Genomic DNA, 16,477 nt, shown 5'->3' with positions numbered 1-16,477 from the left:
ATGCGCCGCGCGGTGGTGTGGGGCCTAGCGGCCCTGCGGGTTGGTCTCGACGGTCTTGGCCGCGTCGTGCTCGACGATCTCGCCAAGGGCCTCGTCGATACGCGTCATGAGCTCGGCGGGGATCTCCACACCGGAGGCCTTGGCGTTTTCCTTGACCTGCTCGGGGCGCGAGGCACCGATGATGGCCGCAGACACGTTCGGATTCTGCAGCACCCACGCGATCGCGAGCTGCGCCATGGTGAGGTCGAGCTCCTCGGCGATGGGCTGGAGCTTCTGCACCCGCGTCAGAACGTCGTCGTTGAGGTAGCGCTTGATCATGTCCGCGCCACCCTTCTCGTCGGTGGCGCGCGATCCCTCGGGCAGCGCCTGACCCGGCTTGTACTTGCCCGTGAGCACGCCCTGCGCAACGGGCGACCAGACGATCTGGCTCACACCGCTGACCTCGGAGGCGGGGACGACCTCGTCCTCGATGACGCGCCACAGCATCGAGTACTGGGGCTGGTTCGAGATGAGCTGGATGTTGAGTTCGTCGGCCAGCGCCACGCCGGCGCTGATCTGCTCAGCGGTCCACTCGCTCACGCCGATGTACAGCGCCTTGCCCTGACGGACGATGTCGGCGAACGCGATCATCGTCTCTTCGAGCGGGGTCTCGTGGTCGTAGCGGTGTGCCTGGTAGAGGTCGACATAGTCGGTCTTGAGGCGACGCAGCGAGCCGTTGATGGACTCCATGATGTGCTTGCGCGACAGTCCAGTGTCGTTGGCGCCCTTGGGGCCGGTGGGCCAGTACACCTTGGTGAAGATCTCGAGGCTCTCGCGACGCTCGCCAGCGAGGATGTCGCCCAGCACCGACTCCGCCGCGGTGTTGGCGTAGGCATCGGCGGTGTCAAAGGACGAGATGCCGACGTCGAGGGCGGCTTTCACGCAGGCGGCGGCCTGCTCGTTGGCCACCTGCGAGGCGTGGGTGAGCCAGTTGCCGTAGGTGAGTTCGGTGATCTTGAGCCCGGAGTTGCCCAGGTAGCGGTAGTTGATCATGGCTACCACCCTAAGGCGCGTAGGGGCTTAGACCGGGTGCTCTCCGCGGGCGACCTTGGGCTTGGGTACGCGGAAACGGCGCATGTTGAGCGCGCGGGAGATCACGTAGAAGGTCCACCCGCGCGGCAACTTCATCTCGCCAAACTTGGCGATAAAGCGCTTCTTGATGCGGCGCACGGCAAAGAACGTGTCGAGACCCGCGGCAAGCACGATCACGTAGAACACGACGACGATGAGGAAACTCAGGACGGGGGAGAGGCTTCCGAATCCAAGCGACAGGATCACGAACAGGATCGCCATCGGCAGCAGCCACTCGCCAAGCGAGGTGCGAGCATCCACGCAGTCGCGCAAGAAGCGCCGTTCGGGACCGCGGTGCTCAAGCGGCATGTTGCGCTCGTCGCCCGCGCGCATCGCCTCGTACTCCTTGTTGCGCAATTCACGCTGCTTCGCGCGGCGTTCCTTGGCATCTGACTTGGGGTCTGCCATCAGGCCGCGGTACTTGGCCGCTTCCTGCTCCTTGCGCTTAGGGGTGGGGCGGCCCTTGCCGGCCGGCGCGGACTCGCCCACCACCTCGCCTGGCACGTTCACGGTGGACTCGGGCACAACGGGGTCAGAATCGTTCTTCTTCATGTATTCCTCAGTGCAAAGGCGACGGGGCCGCTTATGGCGCAGCGGGGGTGTTGGCTGGCAGGGCGAGCATACGGTCGAGGGCCACCTTGGCCTCGACCTGAGTCCGGTCATCCACGACGATGCGGTTGGGGACCTCGCCCGCCACGAGAGATTCGAGCGCCCACACCAGGTGGGGAAGGTCGATCCGGTTCATCGTCGAGCAGAAGCACACGGTGTCTTCAAGGAAGTGGATGTCCTTGTCGGGGTGGGCGTTGGCGAGACGACGCACGAGGTTCAGCTCGGTGCCGATCACCCAGGACGAGCCGGGCTCGGCTGCATTGAGCGTGTTGATGATGAACTCCGTCGAGCCCACGTAGTCGGCGCGGGTGACGACCTCGTGGGTGCACTCGGGGTGCACGAGCACGTTGATGCCGGGCACCCGCTCGCGCGCGGCTTCGACGTTTTCCTTGCGGAATCGGCCGTGCACGGAGCAGTGGCCCTTCCACAGGATGATCCTGGCGGCCTGGAGTTCCTCAGCGGTGTTGCCACCGAGCGGCTTGCGAGGGTCGTAAACCACGCAGTCGTCGAGCGACAGGCCGAGCTGGAGCACGGCGGTGTTGCGCCCTAGGTGCTGGTCGGGCAGGAACAGCACCTTGCCGTCGCCCTCGACGCCGCCCACCTGGTCGTAGGCCCAGCGCAGGGCGACCTCGGCGTTGGACGAGGTACACACGACACCCTCGTTGCGACCGCAGAAGGCCTTGATCGCGGCGGTGGAGTTCATGTAGGTCACGGGCACGGTGCGGTCGGCGATGCCGGCCTCTGCCAGCTGCTCCCACGCATCCTCGACCTGATTGATGTTGGCCATGTCGGCCATCGAGCAGCCGGCCGCCATGTCGGGCAGCACCACTGCCTGGTCGTCCGACGTCAGGATGTCCGCCGACTCAGCCATGAAGTGCACGCCGCAGAACACGATGTACTCGGCGTCGGGCCGTGCTGCGGCCTCGCGCGCAAGCTTGAACGAGTCGCCGGTCACATCGGCGAACTGGATGACTTCGTCACGCTGGTAGTGGTGACCCAGGATGAACACGCGATCGCCCAGCGCCGCCTTGGCACGCTCGGCACGCTCGACAAGGAACGGGTCGGACGGTGCGGGCAGGTCGCCCGGACAGTCGACGCCGCGCTCGGACAGCGGGTCGCGGCGTTGGCCCAGCAGCAACAGTGCAGGGGACGCGGACGGCTCGGTGAACGTGGTGGTCATTCGGTCATTGTCGCATGGACGGCGCGGCACACTAGAGGCCATGCGCATCCTCGTCCTCGCCCAGTCGTGGCCCGTGGGCCCCAACGTGACCATGGCCGCGCCCGAGGTGGCTCAGCGCGTTGCCGAGGCTTGGACCCAGACACGCCCCTCGGCACAGGTCATCGCAGTCCCCATGGGCGATGGAGGCCCGCGCAGCGCCGATGCGCTCGCTGGCGCCCGTACGCAGGTGGCAGGGATCGAGGCGGTCGAGGTGGGGCGTGGGCTCGTCCTGTCTCCACCGGATGGCAACCTTCGGTGGGACCCCGAGGCTCTTGGCGAGGCCCTGCTCGCGCTTGCCGCCGAGCACGGTGACACCTCGGCGCCGCTACCGGTCACGATCCCTGTGGGAGACCTGGCGCCTGCGGGCGACGCTGTGGAACTGTGGCGGGACGACCTCGCGCAGTTCCGTGACTCTCTCAAGCCGTTAGCGCTGGTCGCCGCGGTGTCCTCGCAGCGTCCGTTGTTGGGCATGCGCGGGATGAGTGCTGCGCTGCGCGATCGGCGTGAGTCCGATACAGCTATCGCGGTGGCGGCCCAGGCCCAAGAGGAGCGGTGGAGCGCCATCGCTCGCGAGTGTGACCCCGTGGCGACGACCCGGTCATTGTTGGGCTCGACACGATTGTCGGATGCTCCGGGCACCGGGGCCGCGAGCGGCTTGGCGTATTGCCTCGCGGCTGCGGGCGCCCGGCTGCTTCCGGCGGGTCAGGTGCTTGCCGACTTGGGCCGGGCCCAGGTCGCCGATGCGCAGGGCCTCGACCTCGCGCTGGCGGTGGTGCCGAGCCTCGAGCCCCGCACCCTCGATGAAGGTGCCGTGCCAGCGGCGGCTGCGGCGGCTGGCGCGGCCGGCGTGCCGTGCGTGATCCTCGCCCCGCGCTCGCGCATCGGCCGTCGGGACCTGATGAATGCGGGAGTGGCGGCCGCCCACGAGGGGGCCGCAGGAGCCGCTGGGCTGGGGGACGGCATCGCGCGTGTGGCGCAGACCTGGCAGGCCCTGTCGTGACTTTCTCCACGAGGGGTTGAAGAAACCCTGCTCGTCGGGCGTACCCTAGGGAACAGGAACGAGGAAAGGAGGCGGTCTATGACTGATACTGCCACTGAGGCTGTTGCTCACGGAGTCGTCATCACTGACGCTGCTGGAGCCAAGGTGAAGAGCCTGTTGGAGCAGGAGGGTCGCGACGACCTCCGCCTGCGTCTGGCGGTTCAGCCCGGAGGATGCTCCGGCCTCATCTACCAGCTGTACTTCGACGAGCGGGTGCTGGACGGAGACGCCGTGCGCGGCTTCGACGGCGTCGAGGTCGTCGTCGACAAGATGTCGGTGCCGTACCTGGACGGTGCGACCATCGACTTTGCCGACACGATCGAGAAGCAGGGTTTCACTATCGACAACCCCAACGCCGCCAGCTCGTGCGCTTGCGGAGACTCGTTCAGCTGAGCAACTGATCCTTACGCCGACGGGTGGCCCGATCCCCAGTGGATCTGGCCGCCCGTTCGCGTTGTTGGCGCCTGCCGTCAGGCGGTCATCGAGCGCCGCACGTCCTCCATGACCCGTGGCAGAGTGACCAAGAAACGCTCGATGTCTTCCTCGCGTACGTCGGGCGTGAGGCCGATGCGCAGGTTGCCATGGGTGAGAGCTCCCATCGCGGCGAGCACCTGGGAGGGCTCGAATGTGTCGGAGCCGCAGGCCGAGCCGCTGCCGACGGCGAAGCCAGCACGGTCAAGACTGCTCACCAAGGGCTCGCCGTCGAGGTACATGAAGGCGGCGGTGATGAGGTGCGGGAGGCGCTCGTGTGGGTCACCCACCACGGTGACGCCCTCGAGCTGAGCGAGCACCTGGCGCATGCGGTCCGTCAGCGCCGTGAGCCTGGTGCGGGTGTCCTCGAGGTTTTCGAGCCGTTCCTGTAGGGCGACGGCGGCGGCGAGTGCGAGCGGGATGGAGACGCCGCCGGGGGAGAAGCCCTCGCCTGGCCAGGCAGCGAGCCAGCGCGTGCGGGGCCGCATGGCGATCACGCCGAGGCCGAGCGGGGCGCCCCAATCCGCAGGGTCTGCCACGAGCACGTCCCAGCGTTCGGGAGCCTCGGTGTGGCCGATCGTCGCGGAGGCGTCAACGACAAGCGGAACCGCCGCGGCGGCAGCGGCGTCGGCCAACGCGTCAAGCCGTTGCACGGTGCCAATCTCGTGGTTGCCGTGCTGCACGGCGGCAACAGACACATCGGGGTGAGAGACCGCCTGCGCAAAGTCGTCGAGCAGGAGGTGTCCGTCGCGGTCGACGTCGACGCGCACCAGGGTGTCGCTCGCGTGCCTGGCGCTCTCAAGAACGGCCTGCCGCTCAATCGCCCCCGCGACAATGGTGGAACGCCCGCGACGTGCCTTCGCGACGCCCGCCAAAGAACGGTCAAAAGCGACATGGGAACCCATCGTGAAATGCACATGCGCGGGGTGGGCGCCCAGCGCATCGGCGATCGCCTCCGTCGCCCCATCGAGGATGGCTCGGGCCTTGCGAGACTCGGCAGTCAGGCGGGCGGGATCGGCCCAGCCGTCGGCGAGTCCTGCCTGGAACGCCTGGGCAGTGCGGCTCGTTATCGGAGAGCGGCCGGAACTGTCGAGGAACACGCGGCGAACTGACATGCCGCCACGGTATCGCGCGCTAGACTGACCGCGTGTCCCCAAACATAGTCACACGTATGCCCAGAAACGCCGCCGTGGGCGCCGGCGTCGCTGGTGTCGCACTTGCGCTCTCTGGTTGCTCTCAGGGCATTGAAAATGGCGCCCTGCCGTCGACCCCCGAGATCACCAACCAGACCGGCCCCATCATTACCTTGTGGAACGGGTCGTGGATCGCCGCGCTGGTCGTCGGTGTCATCACCTGGGGTCTGATCCTGTGGTGCGTGGCGGTGTACCGCAAGCGCAAGGGCGACGACAAGCTCCCGGTGCAGACCCGCGTGCACCTGCCGCTCGAACTGATGTACACCCTGGTGCCGCTGATGGCCGTGGGCGTGCTGTTCAAGTTCACCGCAGAGCAGATCGACTTCTTGACAGACGTGTCGGCCGAGCCCGACATCGAGATCCAGGTCGTCGGCAAGCAGTGGAGTTGGGACTTCAACTACCTGACGGACGACGTGTTCGACCCGGGCGTCCAGGCGAACCTGACCGGTGAGGAGGGTGTCGAAGAGACTCTTCCGACCCTGTACCTGCCCGTCGACGAGACCGTCCACTTCTACCTCGACTCGCGTGACGTGATCCACTCGTTCTGGATCCCCGCGTTCCTCTACAAGGAGGACACGGTTCCCGGTCGTACCAACGAGTGGCAGGTGACCCCCACCAAGACGGGTACCTACAAGGGCAAGTGCGCAGAGCTGTGTGGCGAGTACCACGCGGCCATGCTCTTCAACGTCGAGGTCGTCGAGCGCGACGTGTACGAGGCGAAGATGCAGGAACTGCGCGACAAGGGCTACGAAGGCGCATTGGGCCTCGAATACAGCCGCGACCAGGTGGTCGACTTCACGTACGAGCACGGGGAGACCGAGTAATGGCCACCGCAACCTTCGAATCTGACGTCGACGTGGACCGCCCGGCGGCCATGCCTGTGGCCCCCGCGCGATCGGGTTCCGTGGTGGTCAAGTGGATCACCTCCACCGACCACAAGACCATCGGGTACATGTACCTGATCACGTCGTTCCTGGTCTTCATGATCGGCGGCGTCATGGCGCTGGTCATTCGAGCCGAGCTGTTCACGCCCGGTATGGACGTTGTCCAGTCTCCCGAGCAGTACAACCAGCTGTTCACCATGCACGGCACGATCATGCTGCTGCTGTTCGCGACGCCGCTGTTCGCCGGCTTTGCCAACATCATCACGCCGCTGCAGATCGGTGCGCCAGATGTCGCGTTCCCGCGTCTGAACATGTTCGCCTACTGGCTGTACCTGTTCGGTGGCCTCATCGCATCGGCCGGTTTCTTCACCCCGCAGGGCGCGGCCTCGTTCGGTTGGTTCGCCTACGCGCCGCTGTCGAACGCCGTGTACTCGCCGGGCGTCGGCGGAAACCTCTGGGTATTTGGCCTCGCCCTCGGTGGCTTCGGCACCATCCTCGGTGCCGTCAACTTCATCACCACCATCGTCACCATGCGTGCGCCCGGCATGACCATGTTCCGCATGCCGATCTTCACCTGGAACATCCTCGTGACGTCCATGCTGGTGCTGTTGGCCTTCCCGCCCCTGGCCTCCGCGCTGTTCGCGCTGGGCTCGGACCGCGTGCTGCACTCGCAGGTGTTCAACCCTGACAATGGCGGCGCCATCCTGTGGCAGCACCTGTTCTGGTTCTTTGGCCACCCCGAGGTCTACATCATCGCGCTGCCATTCTTCGGCATCGTGTCCGAGATTTTCCCGGTGTTCTCCCGCAAGCCGCTGTTCGGCTATCACGGACTGGTGTACGCGACCATCGCGATCGCCGCCCTCTCGGTGACCGTCTGGGCACACCACATGTACGTGACAGGTGCGGTGCTGCTGCCGTTCTTCTCGTTCATGACGATGCTGATCGCGGTACCGACGGGTGTGAAGTTCTTTAACTGGATCGGCACCATGTGGAGAGGCAAACTCACCTTCGAGACGCCGATGCTGTGGTCGCTGGGCTTCATCGTCACCTTCCTCTTCGGTGGTCTCACCGGCGTGATCCTGTCGTCCTCGCCGCTGGACTTCGCGGTGTCCGACTCGTACTTTGTGGTCGCGCACTTCCACTACGTCGTGTTTGGCACCGTCGTGTTCGCGATGTTCGCTGGCTTCTACTTCTGGTGGCCCAAGTTCACCGGCAAGATGCTCAACGAGACGTGGGGCAAGGTGCACTTCTGGTTGCTGTTCATCGGCTTCCACACCACGTTCCTCATCCAGCACTGGCTGGGCGTCGAAGGCATGCCGCGTCGCTACTTCGACTACCTTCCCGAGGACGGGTTCACCTTCATGAACCAGGTCTCGACGGTGGGAGCAGTCATCCTCGCGCTGTCGACGCTGCCGTTCCTGTGGAACGTCTACATCACCGCCAAGCGTGCACCCAAGGTCACCGTTGACGACCCGTGGGGCTACGGCAACTCGCTCGAGTGGGCGACGTCCTGCCCGCCACCGCGCCACAACTTCACGTCGATTCCGCGGATCCGCTCAGAGCGTCCCGCGTTCGACCTTCACCACCCTGAGGCCGCTGCACGCGACCACGCTGCGCACCACGGCACTGACAGCGACCACGCCCCGGTGACGACGGCGTCGGGCAAGGAGGGCTAAGTCATGCGTCTTGAAGCGAACGTCTTCTGGTTCCCCTCGTTCTTCTTCCTGCTCGCGGCAGTGGTCTACGGATTCTTGACGGGCTGGGCAGAGTGGGTCGGCATCACCTGCATTCTGCTGTCGTTCGGCATGTTCATCATGGTGGCCGTGTACTTCCGGATGCTCGAGAAGCGCCACGGTCAGCGCCCCGAAGACGACGAGTCGGCCGAGATCGCCGACCTGTCGGGCTCGCAGGGCGTGTACGCGCCGTGGAGCTGGTGGCCGCTGGTCATCGCCGCCGGTGCGGCGCTCGCCTTCACCGCGATGGCGGTGGGCTGGTGGATCATGGTGCCCGCGCTCATCGTGAGCGTGATCGGCTTGGTCGGCTGGGTCTTCGAGTTCTCTCGCGGAATCCACGCGCACTAAGCCGTCACACGCAGGCGCTTTGACTGGCCGGCTTCCCGTGACGGGAAGCCGGCCAGTGGCGTTGGTGGGCCGTCTAGAGGTGAGTGAAGCGTGGCAGGGCTGTGCGCATCGGACCTGTGCGCATCGGACCTGTGGCCGTGTGTCATGCCCCCCGGGGTTAGGGCTGGCTGGCTTAGTCCTTGCGGGTCTGGGAGAGGCGCTTGTCGCGGTCGGCGAAGCCGGCAACGCCGACCAGGCGGGCGATGACGACGGCGAGAAAGAGGGTCCCCACCACGGCCTCAAGCGACGCGAGCGAACGCGCCCAGGCACTCGCGGGTACCACGTCTCCGAAGCCGAGTGTGGAGAGCGTGACGTAGCTGCCGTAGAGCAAGCTCTGCCATGCGAGGGGCTCAGTGCTGGTCAGAATGTTGTCGACGTAGCTGCCGGGTGCCCCCAGCTCGAGCAATGCCCCGACGGCTCCAAAAACACCTCCAAGCAGGAGATAGGCGCACACGGCCACGAGCAACAGATCGATGGTGCGTGCGTCGACAGGGGGTCGCACGAGTACCTCGGCGAGGGTCACGAGTAGCGCCGCCTGGAGCATCGCCATCCCCGCGAGCATGCCTGCCGTCGCGGTGCGGCTGTCCTGCTGGGCGGCGAACCAGACGCCGCCGGCGATCAGGCCGCAGGCGCCCACCAGCACTGGCCAGTAGTGGCGAGGGTTGCTGGCAGCGGTGCGGATGGCGTACCAGATCACTCCCACGTACACGCACAGGTACGCGATGGTCCAGCCAGGCCCGCCAAGGGTCACGGGATAGCCGAACTGGAGGACCACCAAGGTACACAGCAGGACCCACAACAGAGTGCGGCGTTGGTGGAGCGTCCGGGGCGCGTGGAGCAGGGACGAGCTCATGTTTCACAAAGTAGCGCGGCGGGGGTGCGTGATGAGGGATTGGGCCTTCGTTGATTCCCACTCGAAACGTGCAAGGGCGGGCCCCCTGAGTCGGAGGCCCGCCCCTTGAATGGCGTGTCGTGCTGATCGCTACTGGACGATCAAGCCCTTGGTCGCGGTCGCGGTGATGAAGCGCTGCTGGACGTTGGCCCAGTCCACGACGTTCCACCACGCCTTGACGTAGTCAGCCTTGACGTTCTTGTACTGGAGGTAGAAGGCGTGCTCCCACATGTCCAGCATGAGCAGCGGGACCAGGCCGACGGGGACGTTGCCCTGCTGGTCGTACAGCTGGACGATGATCAGCTTGTTGCCGATCGAATCCCACGCGAGGATCGACCAACCCGAACCCATGATGGTCATGGCGTTGTTGGTGAAGTGCGCCTGGAAGCCGTCGAAGGAGCCAAAGTGCTCGTCGATCGCGGCCGCCAGCTCACCCGTGGGCTTGTCGCCGCCGTCGGGGGACATGTTGGTCCAGAACACCGAGTGGTTGGTGTGGCCGCCCAGGTTGAATGCGAGGGCCTTCTCGAGGCCGGCGATCGAGCCGAAGTCTCCGGACTCACGGGCATCGGCCATCTTTTCGAGGGCGGTGTTGGCGCCGGCGACGTAGGCCGCGTGGTGCTTGCTGTGGTGCAGCTCCATGATCTCGCCAGCAATGTGGGGATCGAGGGCGCCGTAGTCGTAGGCGAGGTCGGGCAAGGCGTAGTCAGCCATTGTTCCTCCTGGTTAGGGCGCGGCGCGCGGCACCGCACGTGGGGTTTCCGGGTGATACGAGCCTATCGCCAAGAGGCGAGGCTCGAGGCTCCCGTGGGGGTGAACGCGGTCGGTTGCCAGGGGATTCCTGCGGCCGCGAACCTGAGCGCCTTCCAGGATGCACGCGACCGCCAAAAACCGACCACCATGGCCTTCCAGCGCGCTCAGGCAGGGGAGGCCGGAGAGAGCCGGGGAATGGGGGAAGCCTCCGACATCCGTGTCTGAGCGTCCCAGCAGGACGCCATGGTCGGTATTCAGGGAGCCGGTGCATCCTGGGAGGCACTGGGATGTCGAAACGCGCCAAGGGCCGGCCACCTTGCGGTGACCGGCCCTTGGCGCGTCTCGGGACTACTTGGCTGCGCCGTCGTCGACACGCTCCCACTCAGAGTCGAGACGGGCATCGGCCTGCTCTGCCTCGATCGCCTCGTGAGTGCCGTGACCATCGTGGTGGTGGCGGGCCTCGTCGAGTTCCTGCGGCGTCACGGGCTCGATGCGCTCTTCGAAGTAGAAGCGCGACAGCGCCTGCTTGAAGCGATCCCAGCGGTAGCCCTTGCGGCGCACACCGTGATCGTTGAGCTCGGGCTCGATCTCGAGCGGCTTGTGGTTGTCGTAGGACACGCGCAGCCACACCTCCTGCTCGTTCAGCGGACGGTGCACCTCGATGTACTCGCCGTGCTCATGGCGCACGATCGTGCCGGTCTCGTGCCCGTGGAGCACGAGTTCCCGGTCCTTGCGCTGGAGGCCAAGGCACAGGCGCTTGGTGATCCAGAACGCGAGAGGGGGAGCGAGGAAGATCGCCCACTGGAAGAAGATCGTGATGTCGTTGAGGGACAGGTGGAACAGGTTCGCCACGATGTCGTTGGAGCCCTCGAGCACCAAGATGACGTAGAACACGATCGCTGCCACACCGATACCCGTGCGCACGGGGACGTTGCGTGGCCTGTCGAGCACGTGGTGCTCGCGCTTGTCGCCCGTCGCCCACGACTCGAGCCAGGGGTACAGGGCGATGAAGCCAAAGAACAGTCCGGGCAGGATGACGGCGGGGAACAGGATGTTCATGGACAGCGTGTAGCCGAACAGCTCCCACTCAAGCGGCAGGCCAAAGACCCAGCCGGGCATCAGGCGCAGCGCGCCGTCGACGAACAGGATGTACCAGTCAGGCTGCGTTCCCGCGGACACCGGCGACGGGTCGTAGGGACCGTAGTTCCACACCGGGTTAATGGTGAACACCGACGCCACGAGGGCGATGATGCCGAACACCACGAAGAAGAACCCGCCGGCCTTGGCGATGTACACGGGGAACAGGGGCAGGCCCACGACGTTCTTGTCCGTACGACCTCCACCGGGGTACTGGGTGTGCTTGTGCAAGAACACCAGGAACAGGTGCAGTGCGACGAGGGCGAGGATCAGGCCCGGCACCAGCAGGATGTGCATGGTGAACAGGCGCGGAATGATGTCGCCGCCCGGGTACTCGCCGCCGAACATCCAGTAGGAGATGTAGCTGCCGAGGATCGGGATGGACTTGACCACGCCGTCGATGATGCGCAGACCGTTGCCGGACAGCACGTCGTCGGGGAGCGAGTAGCCGGAGAAGCCCGCCGCGAGACCCATGATCATGAGGGTGAAGCCCACGAGCCAGTTGAGCTCGCGGGGCTTGCGGAACGCGCCGGTGAAGAACACACGGCACATGTGGACCATGATCGACGCGATGAACAGCAGTGCTGCCCAGTGGTGCATCTGACGGATCAGCAGACCGCCGGGCACCTCGAACGAGATCCTCAGCGTCGACGCGAAGGCCTCCGTCATGGCGACGCCATGCATCGTCTCGAAGGGGCCCTCGTAGTGCACCTCGGTCATCGACGGCACAAAGAAAGCCGTGAGGAACACGCCCGTCAGCAGCAGCACGATGAACGAGTACAACGCGATCTCGCCAAGCATGAACGACCAGTGGTCGGGGAACAGCTTGCGAGCAAAGAACTTGACGAAGCCGCCGATGGACGTGCGCTCGTCGGCCCAGTTGGCGGTGCCAGCTGCGGCGGTGTTCACCTTGGTGCCCATCAGTGGCTCTCCTCCTCGACTGTGGCCTCATGGCCGCCCTTGAGGCGGTCCCAATACGACGGGCCAATGGGCTCATCGAAGTCCGCCTTGGCGACGATGTAACCGTCGTCGTCCACGGCGATCGGTAGCTGAGGCAGCGGGCGCTTGGCGGGCCCGAAGACCACCTTGGCGCCATCGGAGACGTCGAACGTCGACTGGTGGCACGGGCACAGCAAGTGGTGCGTCTGCTGCTCGTACAAAGCCACGGGGCAGCCCACGTGCGTGCAGATCTTGGAGTAGGCGACGATGCCGTCGAAGGACCAGTCCTCGCGACCCTTCTGGACCTTGAGGTCGGCGGGGTCGAGCCTCACGAGGAGCACCACGGCCTTGGACTTCTCAGTCATGAGGTGGTGGTGATCGAGCTCGTTCAAGCCTTCGGGGATGACGTGGAAGACCGAGCCGATGGAGACATCCGCTGCGCGGATGAGCGCACCGTCAGGGTCGCGGGCAAGGCGAACACCCGGTCCCCACAAGGTGTGGCGGAACTTAGAGATGTTCCAGTCGGCTCCCATGTTGCCAATCTGAGGAACCAGGACGGCCAGGGGAGCGATCGCGAGGGCCGAGATCAGCGAGCCCTTGAGCAGGCTGCGACGCGGGACGCCGTTGCCTGCCAGACCGGAGTCTTCCGCTCCATCCTTGAGGTTCTGGATCGCGCCTTCACGGCTCTCATCGGAGCTGCGAAGCTCGTGGCGCTCTTCGACCATCTCGTGGTCGCGCATCAGGGTCTTGGCCCAGTGAATGGCACCAAGACCGATGCCGATCATCGACGCGAAGAGGCCCAGGCCAATCCACATGTTGACGTTCTGGATGGTGCCGACGTCGCCGCCGTCGCCAATGTCGAGGACAAAGTAGGCGCCAATGGAAACGATGGTGCCGAGGACCGAGACCGCGAAGAGGGCCGCGACCTGGCGTTCGGCGCGCTTGCTCGCCTTGGGGTCGACGTCCGCGCGACGGGGCCGGTGGTAGGGCAGACCGGGGTTGTCGAAACCGTTCTTGTTGTCGACTTCCTCGGCGTGGTCAGTGTGGTGCTCGGGGGCGCTCATGAGGAACGGGCTCCTACCCAGATGGTGCTAGCAATGATGAGGCCGAGGAGGACGAGCCACGCCCACATACCCTCGGAAACAGGGCCGATGGCGCCCAGGCTCAGTCCGCCGGGCGAGCCCGCCTGCTGCGCGGCGAGATAGGCGATGACGTCGCGCTTAGCCTCGGGCGTGATGTTCGCGTCGTTGAAGACGGGCATCGACTGGGGGCCGGTGAGCATGGCTTCGTAGACGTGCTCGGGGGTGGTGTCGAGCAGTGACGGGGCGAACTTGCCCTGCGTCAGTGCTCCACCGCCACCGATGGAACCGTGACACATCGCGCAGTTGGTGCGGAACACGAGCATGCCGTTGTCGGCGTCGCCCAGTTCGGGGTCCACCTGCTCGGGAGTCGGCACAGCCGGGCCGGCGCCGAGCGAGGCCACCCAGGCGGCCAACTGGTCGATCTCGTCCTGCGAGAACTGGGCGGGCTTGGCGGGAGCCTGCGGGCCGGACGCCTGCATGGGCATGCGGCCAGTGCCGACCTGGAAGTCGACGGAGGCGGCTCCCACTCCCACGAGAGACGGCGCGACGCCTTCAGTGCCCTGGGCGTCGAGGCCGTGGCACGAGGCGCAGTTGGCGGCAAAGAGTCGCTCGCCGGTGGCGATGTCGTCGGCCGACGCTTCGGTGGAAGCCGTGGCGGGGCTCGGGGCCGCGATGGCGGCAACGCCGGTGATCAGCGCGAGCAGCGCGAGGACCAGCAAGAGGGGAGCAGCGCGGTGATGGCGCTTGCGTGCAATGGCATTCATCGGGCGGTCCTCCTTACTGGACGAAGTAGATGATGGCGAACAGGGCGATCCACACGACGTCGACAAAGTGCCAGTAGTAAGACACGACGATCGTGGTGGTGGCCTCGTGAGTACCGAACCTCTTGGCGGTGAACGAGCGTCCCAGCACGAACAGCATCGCGATGAGTCCGCCGAGCACGTGCAGGCCGTGGAAGCCGGTGGTGAGGTAGAAGACCGAGCCGTAGGGGCTGGACGAGATGGTCAGGCCCTCGGACACCAGGACGGCGTACTCATACACCTGAACGGCGATGAAGATCGAGCCCATGATGTAGGTGAGCACGAACCACTCGTGCATGCCCCAGCGCTTGACCTGCCAGATCGACCCCTCGCGCCGACGCTGGTAGCGCTCAGCGGCGAGCACTCCGAACTGCGCGGTAAAGGACGACAGGACCAGGATGATGGTGTTGCCGAGGGCGAAGGGGACATTGAGAAGCTGCGTCTGCTCGGCCCATACCTCGGGCACCTCTGCGCGGAGGGTGAAGTACATCGCAAAAAGACCCGCAAAGAACATGAGTTCAGATGCGAGCCAAACGATGGTTCCAACCGCGACCTGATTGGGTCGCGTGGCATGGATCGGAGACGGCACAGTAGTCGTCGCGTGGGACATGGGTCCCATTATTGCCTAAGACTTTGGTCCTAGAGGCCAGAACGCGCGCGATTGCCAGGAAGTTCCCCACGCGGGCATGAGACCTGTGGCTTCGTGCCAGAATAACCACATGACTGGCACGAGTGACGTGGCGAATCGCGGCGACAATGCCGTGGGGAGCGCCAAGGCCCGAATTCTGCTCTACAGCGATGACCGCAATGTGCGCGAAAAGGTGCGGTTCGCGGTGGGTTCCACGACGCACGGCAGGCAGATCGAGTGGCTTGAGACGGCCACGCATGACGCGGTGATCACGGCGGTTGACGGGCAGCGTTTCGACCTGCTGATCCTTGATGGCGAGGCCGCCAAGTCCGGCGGTATGGGGATCTGCCGCCAGATCAAGCACGAGGTCTACCACTGCCCGCCGATCATGTTGCTCGTGGGACGCCCTGGCGACGCCTGGCTCGCCACATGGTCGGAGGCCGATGCGGCGGTTGCCCACCCGCTCGACCCCTTTGCCGTGCGCGAGACTGTCGACGCCTTCTTCGCGCCCGCGCCTGTCGCTGACTGACCCGCCCCCACATCGCCCGAGGAGGCACCGTGGCCACTCTGCAGGAACTGTTGTCGCGCCTGGTCGAGCACCAGGACCTGACCGCCGCCGAAACCGCGGCCGTGATGGACTCGGTGCTGACGGACGCGGCCTCTCCGGTACAGATTGCTGGCTTCCTTGCGGCGTTGCGCGTCAAGCGCGAGACCCCCGAGGAGGTCGAGGGGCTTGCGAGCGCCATGCTCGAGCACGCCATCCGCATCGAGGTTCCGGGCCGATGCGTGGACATCGTGGGTACGGGCGGTGACGGTTTCAATACCGTCAACATCTCGACGATGGCATCGCTGGTGATCGCGGGCACCGGGCTGACTGTCGTCAAGCACGGCAATCGCGGTGCGACGTCGATGTCCGGCTCGGCCGACGTGCTCGGTGTCCTGGGTGTGCGTCTTGACCTTCCTCCTGAGCGGGTGGCCGAACTCGCCACGGAGGTCGGGATCACGTTCTGCTTTGCTCAGGTGTTCCACCCCTCGATGCGTCACGCGATGCCGATCCGCAAGGAACTCGGCGTGCCCACGACCTTCAACATCCTTGGCCCGCTCACCAACCCCGCCCAGCCTGCGGCCACCGCGATCGGTTCCTCGAGTCTGCGGGTGTCGCCGGTTTTGGCCGGCGTACTCGCCCGGCAGGGTCGTCAGGGTCTGGTCTTCCACGGAGACGATGGTCTGGACGAGCTGGCTCCCACCGCCGCCGCGACTGTCTGGGAGGTCAGGGGAGAGGGTGCTGTCGAACACCGGCTCGATCCCGTGGTCGACCTTGGCGTACCGGCATGCACGATCGAAGACCTGCGTGGGCACACCCCTGAGCACAACGCGGCGGTGGTACGCGAGGTCCTTGCCGGACACCAGGGCCACGTGCGCGACACCGTCGTGCTCAATGCAGCGGCGGGCATCGTCGCAGATGGCACGCTTGCTGGCACGGCATCAGGCACGCTCACCGAGCGCTTTAACGCTGCGCTGAACCATGCCGTCGAGGCCATCGACTCGGGGGCGGCGGCTGACGTCCTCGAGCGTTGGAGTGTTGCTTCCCGCGCGTAGAACCG

17 protein-coding genes are annotated in these 16,477 nt (G+C 65.7%); 7 read left to right on the top strand and 10 right to left on the bottom strand.

The window, feature by feature from the left end; translation table 11 throughout:
• Positions 1 to 24 precede the first annotated feature (24 nt).
• The 3 genes from ACK5NO_RS11735 to nadA are packed head-to-tail and all read right to left on the bottom strand — an operon-like array spanning position 25 to position 2,899.
• Positions 25 to 1,032, bottom strand: coding sequence for an aldo/keto reductase family protein (locus tag ACK5NO_RS11735; RefSeq protein WP_416812863.1), 1,008 nt, complete (start codon positions 1,030 to 1,032; stop codon positions 25 to 27).
• A 27-nt stretch (positions 1,033 to 1,059) separates the two neighbouring features.
• Positions 1,060 to 1,662 carry a DUF3043 domain-containing protein gene (locus ACK5NO_RS11730; protein WP_416812862.1) on the bottom strand — a complete coding sequence of 201 codons (603 nt, stop codon included), beginning with the start codon at positions 1,660 to 1,662 and terminating at the stop codon, positions 1,060 to 1,062.
• Between the two features lie 31 nt (positions 1,663 to 1,693).
• Complete coding sequence (gene nadA / locus ACK5NO_RS11725; RefSeq protein ID WP_416812861.1) at positions 1,694 to 2,899, bottom strand: quinolinate synthase NadA; 1,206 nt, start codon at positions 2,897 to 2,899, stop codon at positions 1,694 to 1,696.
• Positions 2,900 to 2,939: 40 nt separating this feature from the next.
• Here nadA and ACK5NO_RS11720 point away from each other — a divergent pair, with 40 nt between their 5' ends.
• Both ACK5NO_RS11720 and erpA read left to right on the top strand, forming a co-directional pair.
• Positions 2,940 to 3,938: a glycerate kinase gene (locus ACK5NO_RS11720; protein WP_416812860.1), complete on the top strand. Its 999-nt coding sequence runs from the start codon at positions 2,940 to 2,942 to the stop codon at positions 3,936 to 3,938.
• A 78-nt stretch (positions 3,939 to 4,016) separates the two neighbouring features.
• On the top strand, positions 4,017 to 4,370 hold the full coding sequence (erpA, locus tag ACK5NO_RS11715; RefSeq protein ID WP_416812859.1) for an iron-sulfur cluster insertion protein ErpA: 354 nt from the start codon (positions 4,017 to 4,019) through the stop codon (positions 4,368 to 4,370).
• Between the two features lie 77 nt (positions 4,371 to 4,447).
• On the opposite strand, the gene ACK5NO_RS11710 is transcribed toward erpA, so the two are convergent.
• Positions 4,448 to 5,563, bottom strand: a complete 1,116-nt coding sequence (locus tag ACK5NO_RS11710) for an aminotransferase class V-fold PLP-dependent enzyme (protein WP_416812858.1) — start codon at positions 5,561 to 5,563, stop codon at positions 4,448 to 4,450.
• Positions 5,564 to 5,619: 56 nt separating this feature from the next.
• On the opposite strand from ACK5NO_RS11710, the gene coxB reads away from it, so the two are divergent.
• From coxB to ACK5NO_RS11695, 3 genes are read left to right on the top strand one after another with little or no spacing between them, the layout of a single operon-like run.
• A complete protein-coding gene (gene coxB, locus ACK5NO_RS11705) occupies positions 5,620 to 6,465 on the top strand; it encodes a cytochrome c oxidase subunit II (RefSeq protein WP_416812857.1) in 846 nt (281 codons plus the stop codon).
• A 50-nt stretch (positions 6,466 to 6,515) separates the two neighbouring features.
• Positions 6,516 to 8,201, top strand: coding sequence for a cytochrome c oxidase subunit I (gene ctaD, locus ACK5NO_RS11700; RefSeq protein ID WP_416812886.1), 1,686 nt, complete (start codon positions 6,516 to 6,518; stop codon positions 8,199 to 8,201).
• A gap of 3 nt (positions 8,202 to 8,204) precedes the next feature.
• On the top strand, positions 8,205 to 8,606 hold the full coding sequence (locus tag ACK5NO_RS11695) for a cytochrome c oxidase subunit 4 (RefSeq protein WP_416812856.1): 402 nt from the start codon (positions 8,205 to 8,207) through the stop codon (positions 8,604 to 8,606).
• A 172-nt stretch (positions 8,607 to 8,778) separates the two neighbouring features.
• Here the strand turns inward: ACK5NO_RS11695 and ACK5NO_RS11690 are convergent, their stop codons facing one another.
• The 6 genes from ACK5NO_RS11690 to ACK5NO_RS11665 form a co-directional block, all read right to left on the bottom strand.
• The gene (locus tag ACK5NO_RS11690; RefSeq protein ID WP_416812855.1) at positions 8,779 to 9,498 is read right to left on the bottom strand and encodes a potassium channel family protein; all 720 of its coding nucleotides are present in this window, start codon (positions 9,496 to 9,498) and stop codon (positions 8,779 to 8,781) included.
• 129 nt (positions 9,499 to 9,627) lie between these two features.
• Positions 9,628 to 10,248 (bottom strand): superoxide dismutase, encoded by a 621-nt coding sequence (locus tag ACK5NO_RS11685; protein WP_416812854.1) that lies wholly within the window; start codon positions 10,246 to 10,248, stop codon positions 9,628 to 9,630.
• Between the two features lie 387 nt (positions 10,249 to 10,635).
• Complete coding sequence (locus ACK5NO_RS11680) at positions 10,636 to 12,345, bottom strand: cytochrome b (protein ID WP_416812853.1); 1,710 nt, start codon at positions 12,343 to 12,345, stop codon at positions 10,636 to 10,638.
• The gene (locus tag ACK5NO_RS11675; RefSeq protein ID WP_416812852.1) at positions 12,345 to 13,427 is read right to left on the bottom strand and encodes a Rieske 2Fe-2S domain-containing protein; all 1,083 of its coding nucleotides are present in this window, start codon (positions 13,425 to 13,427) and stop codon (positions 12,345 to 12,347) included. Before ACK5NO_RS11675 ends, ACK5NO_RS11680 begins: the two co-directional genes overlap by 1 nt.
• Positions 13,424 to 14,209, bottom strand: coding sequence for a c-type cytochrome (locus ACK5NO_RS11670; protein ID WP_416812851.1), 786 nt, complete (start codon positions 14,207 to 14,209; stop codon positions 13,424 to 13,426). Before ACK5NO_RS11670 ends, ACK5NO_RS11675 begins: the two co-directional genes overlap by 4 nt.
• A 13-nt stretch (positions 14,210 to 14,222) precedes the next feature.
• On the bottom strand, positions 14,223 to 14,855 hold the full coding sequence (locus ACK5NO_RS11665) for a cytochrome c oxidase subunit 3 (protein ID WP_416812850.1): 633 nt from the start codon (positions 14,853 to 14,855) through the stop codon (positions 14,223 to 14,225).
• A gap of 109 nt (positions 14,856 to 14,964) precedes the next feature.
• On the opposite strand from ACK5NO_RS11665, the gene ACK5NO_RS11660 reads away from it, so the two are divergent.
• Both ACK5NO_RS11660 and trpD read left to right on the top strand, forming a co-directional pair.
• Positions 14,965 to 15,402, top strand: coding sequence for a hypothetical protein (locus tag ACK5NO_RS11660; RefSeq protein ID WP_416812849.1), 438 nt, complete (start codon positions 14,965 to 14,967; stop codon positions 15,400 to 15,402).
• A gap of 29 nt (positions 15,403 to 15,431) precedes the next feature.
• On the top strand, positions 15,432 to 16,472 hold the full coding sequence (trpD, locus tag ACK5NO_RS11655) for an anthranilate phosphoribosyltransferase (RefSeq protein ID WP_416812848.1): 1,041 nt from the start codon (positions 15,432 to 15,434) through the stop codon (positions 16,470 to 16,472).
• Positions 16,473 to 16,477 lie beyond the last annotated feature (5 nt).

Origin of the sequence: Demequina sp., from assembly GCF_047975725.1 — a bacterium.
Classification (GTDB): Bacteria; Actinomycetota; Actinomycetes; order Actinomycetales; family Demequinaceae; genus Demequina.
This window is presented reverse-complemented; position numbering and strand designations above follow the sequence as displayed.

What these genes read in the sequence shown, in the direction of transcription:
- ACK5NO_RS11720 (WP_416812860.1), top strand. Translation starts at nt 2,940, where the DNA reads ATGCGCATCCTCGTCCTCGCCCAGTCGTGGCCCGTGGGCCCCAACGTG.
- erpA (WP_416812859.1), top strand. Translation starts at nt 4,017, where the DNA reads ATGACTGATACTGCCACTGAGGCTGTTGCTCACGGAGTCGTCATCACT.
- ACK5NO_RS11735 (WP_416812863.1), bottom strand. Translation starts at nt 1,032, where the DNA reads ATGATCAACTACCGCTACCTGGGCAACTCCGGGCTCAAGATCACCGAA.
- ACK5NO_RS11730 (WP_416812862.1), bottom strand. Translation starts at nt 1,662, where the DNA reads ATGAAGAAGAACGATTCTGACCCCGTTGTGCCCGAGTCCACCGTGAAC.
- ACK5NO_RS11690 (WP_416812855.1), bottom strand. Translation starts at nt 9,498, where the DNA reads ATGAGCTCGTCCCTGCTCCACGCGCCCCGGACGCTCCACCAACGCCGC.
- ACK5NO_RS11665 (WP_416812850.1), bottom strand. Translation starts at nt 14,855, where the DNA reads ATGTCCCACGCGACGACTACTGTGCCGTCTCCGATCCATGCCACGCGA.
- coxB (WP_416812857.1), top strand. Translation starts at nt 5,620, where the DNA reads ATGCCCAGAAACGCCGCCGTGGGCGCCGGCGTCGCTGGTGTCGCACTT.
- ACK5NO_RS11685 (WP_416812854.1), bottom strand. Translation starts at nt 10,248, where the DNA reads ATGGCTGACTACGCCTTGCCCGACCTCGCCTACGACTACGGCGCCCTC.
- ACK5NO_RS11670 (WP_416812851.1), bottom strand. Translation starts at nt 14,209, where the DNA reads ATGAATGCCATTGCACGCAAGCGCCATCACCGCGCTGCTCCCCTCTTG.
- ACK5NO_RS11695 (WP_416812856.1), top strand. Translation starts at nt 8,205, where the DNA reads ATGCGTCTTGAAGCGAACGTCTTCTGGTTCCCCTCGTTCTTCTTCCTG.
- ACK5NO_RS11680 (WP_416812853.1), bottom strand. Translation starts at nt 12,345, where the DNA reads ATGGGCACCAAGGTGAACACCGCCGCAGCTGGCACCGCCAACTGGGCC.
- ACK5NO_RS11660 (WP_416812849.1), top strand. Translation starts at nt 14,965, where the DNA reads ATGACTGGCACGAGTGACGTGGCGAATCGCGGCGACAATGCCGTGGGG.
- ACK5NO_RS11675 (WP_416812852.1), bottom strand. Translation starts at nt 13,427, where the DNA reads ATGAGCGCCCCCGAGCACCACACTGACCACGCCGAGGAAGTCGACAAC.
- nadA (WP_416812861.1), bottom strand. Translation starts at nt 2,899, where the DNA reads ATGACCACCACGTTCACCGAGCCGTCCGCGTCCCCTGCACTGTTGCTG.
- ACK5NO_RS11710 (WP_416812858.1), bottom strand. Translation starts at nt 5,563, where the DNA reads ATGTCAGTTCGCCGCGTGTTCCTCGACAGTTCCGGCCGCTCTCCGATA.
- ctaD (WP_416812886.1), top strand. Translation starts at nt 6,516, where the DNA reads ATGCCTGTGGCCCCCGCGCGATCGGGTTCCGTGGTGGTCAAGTGGATC.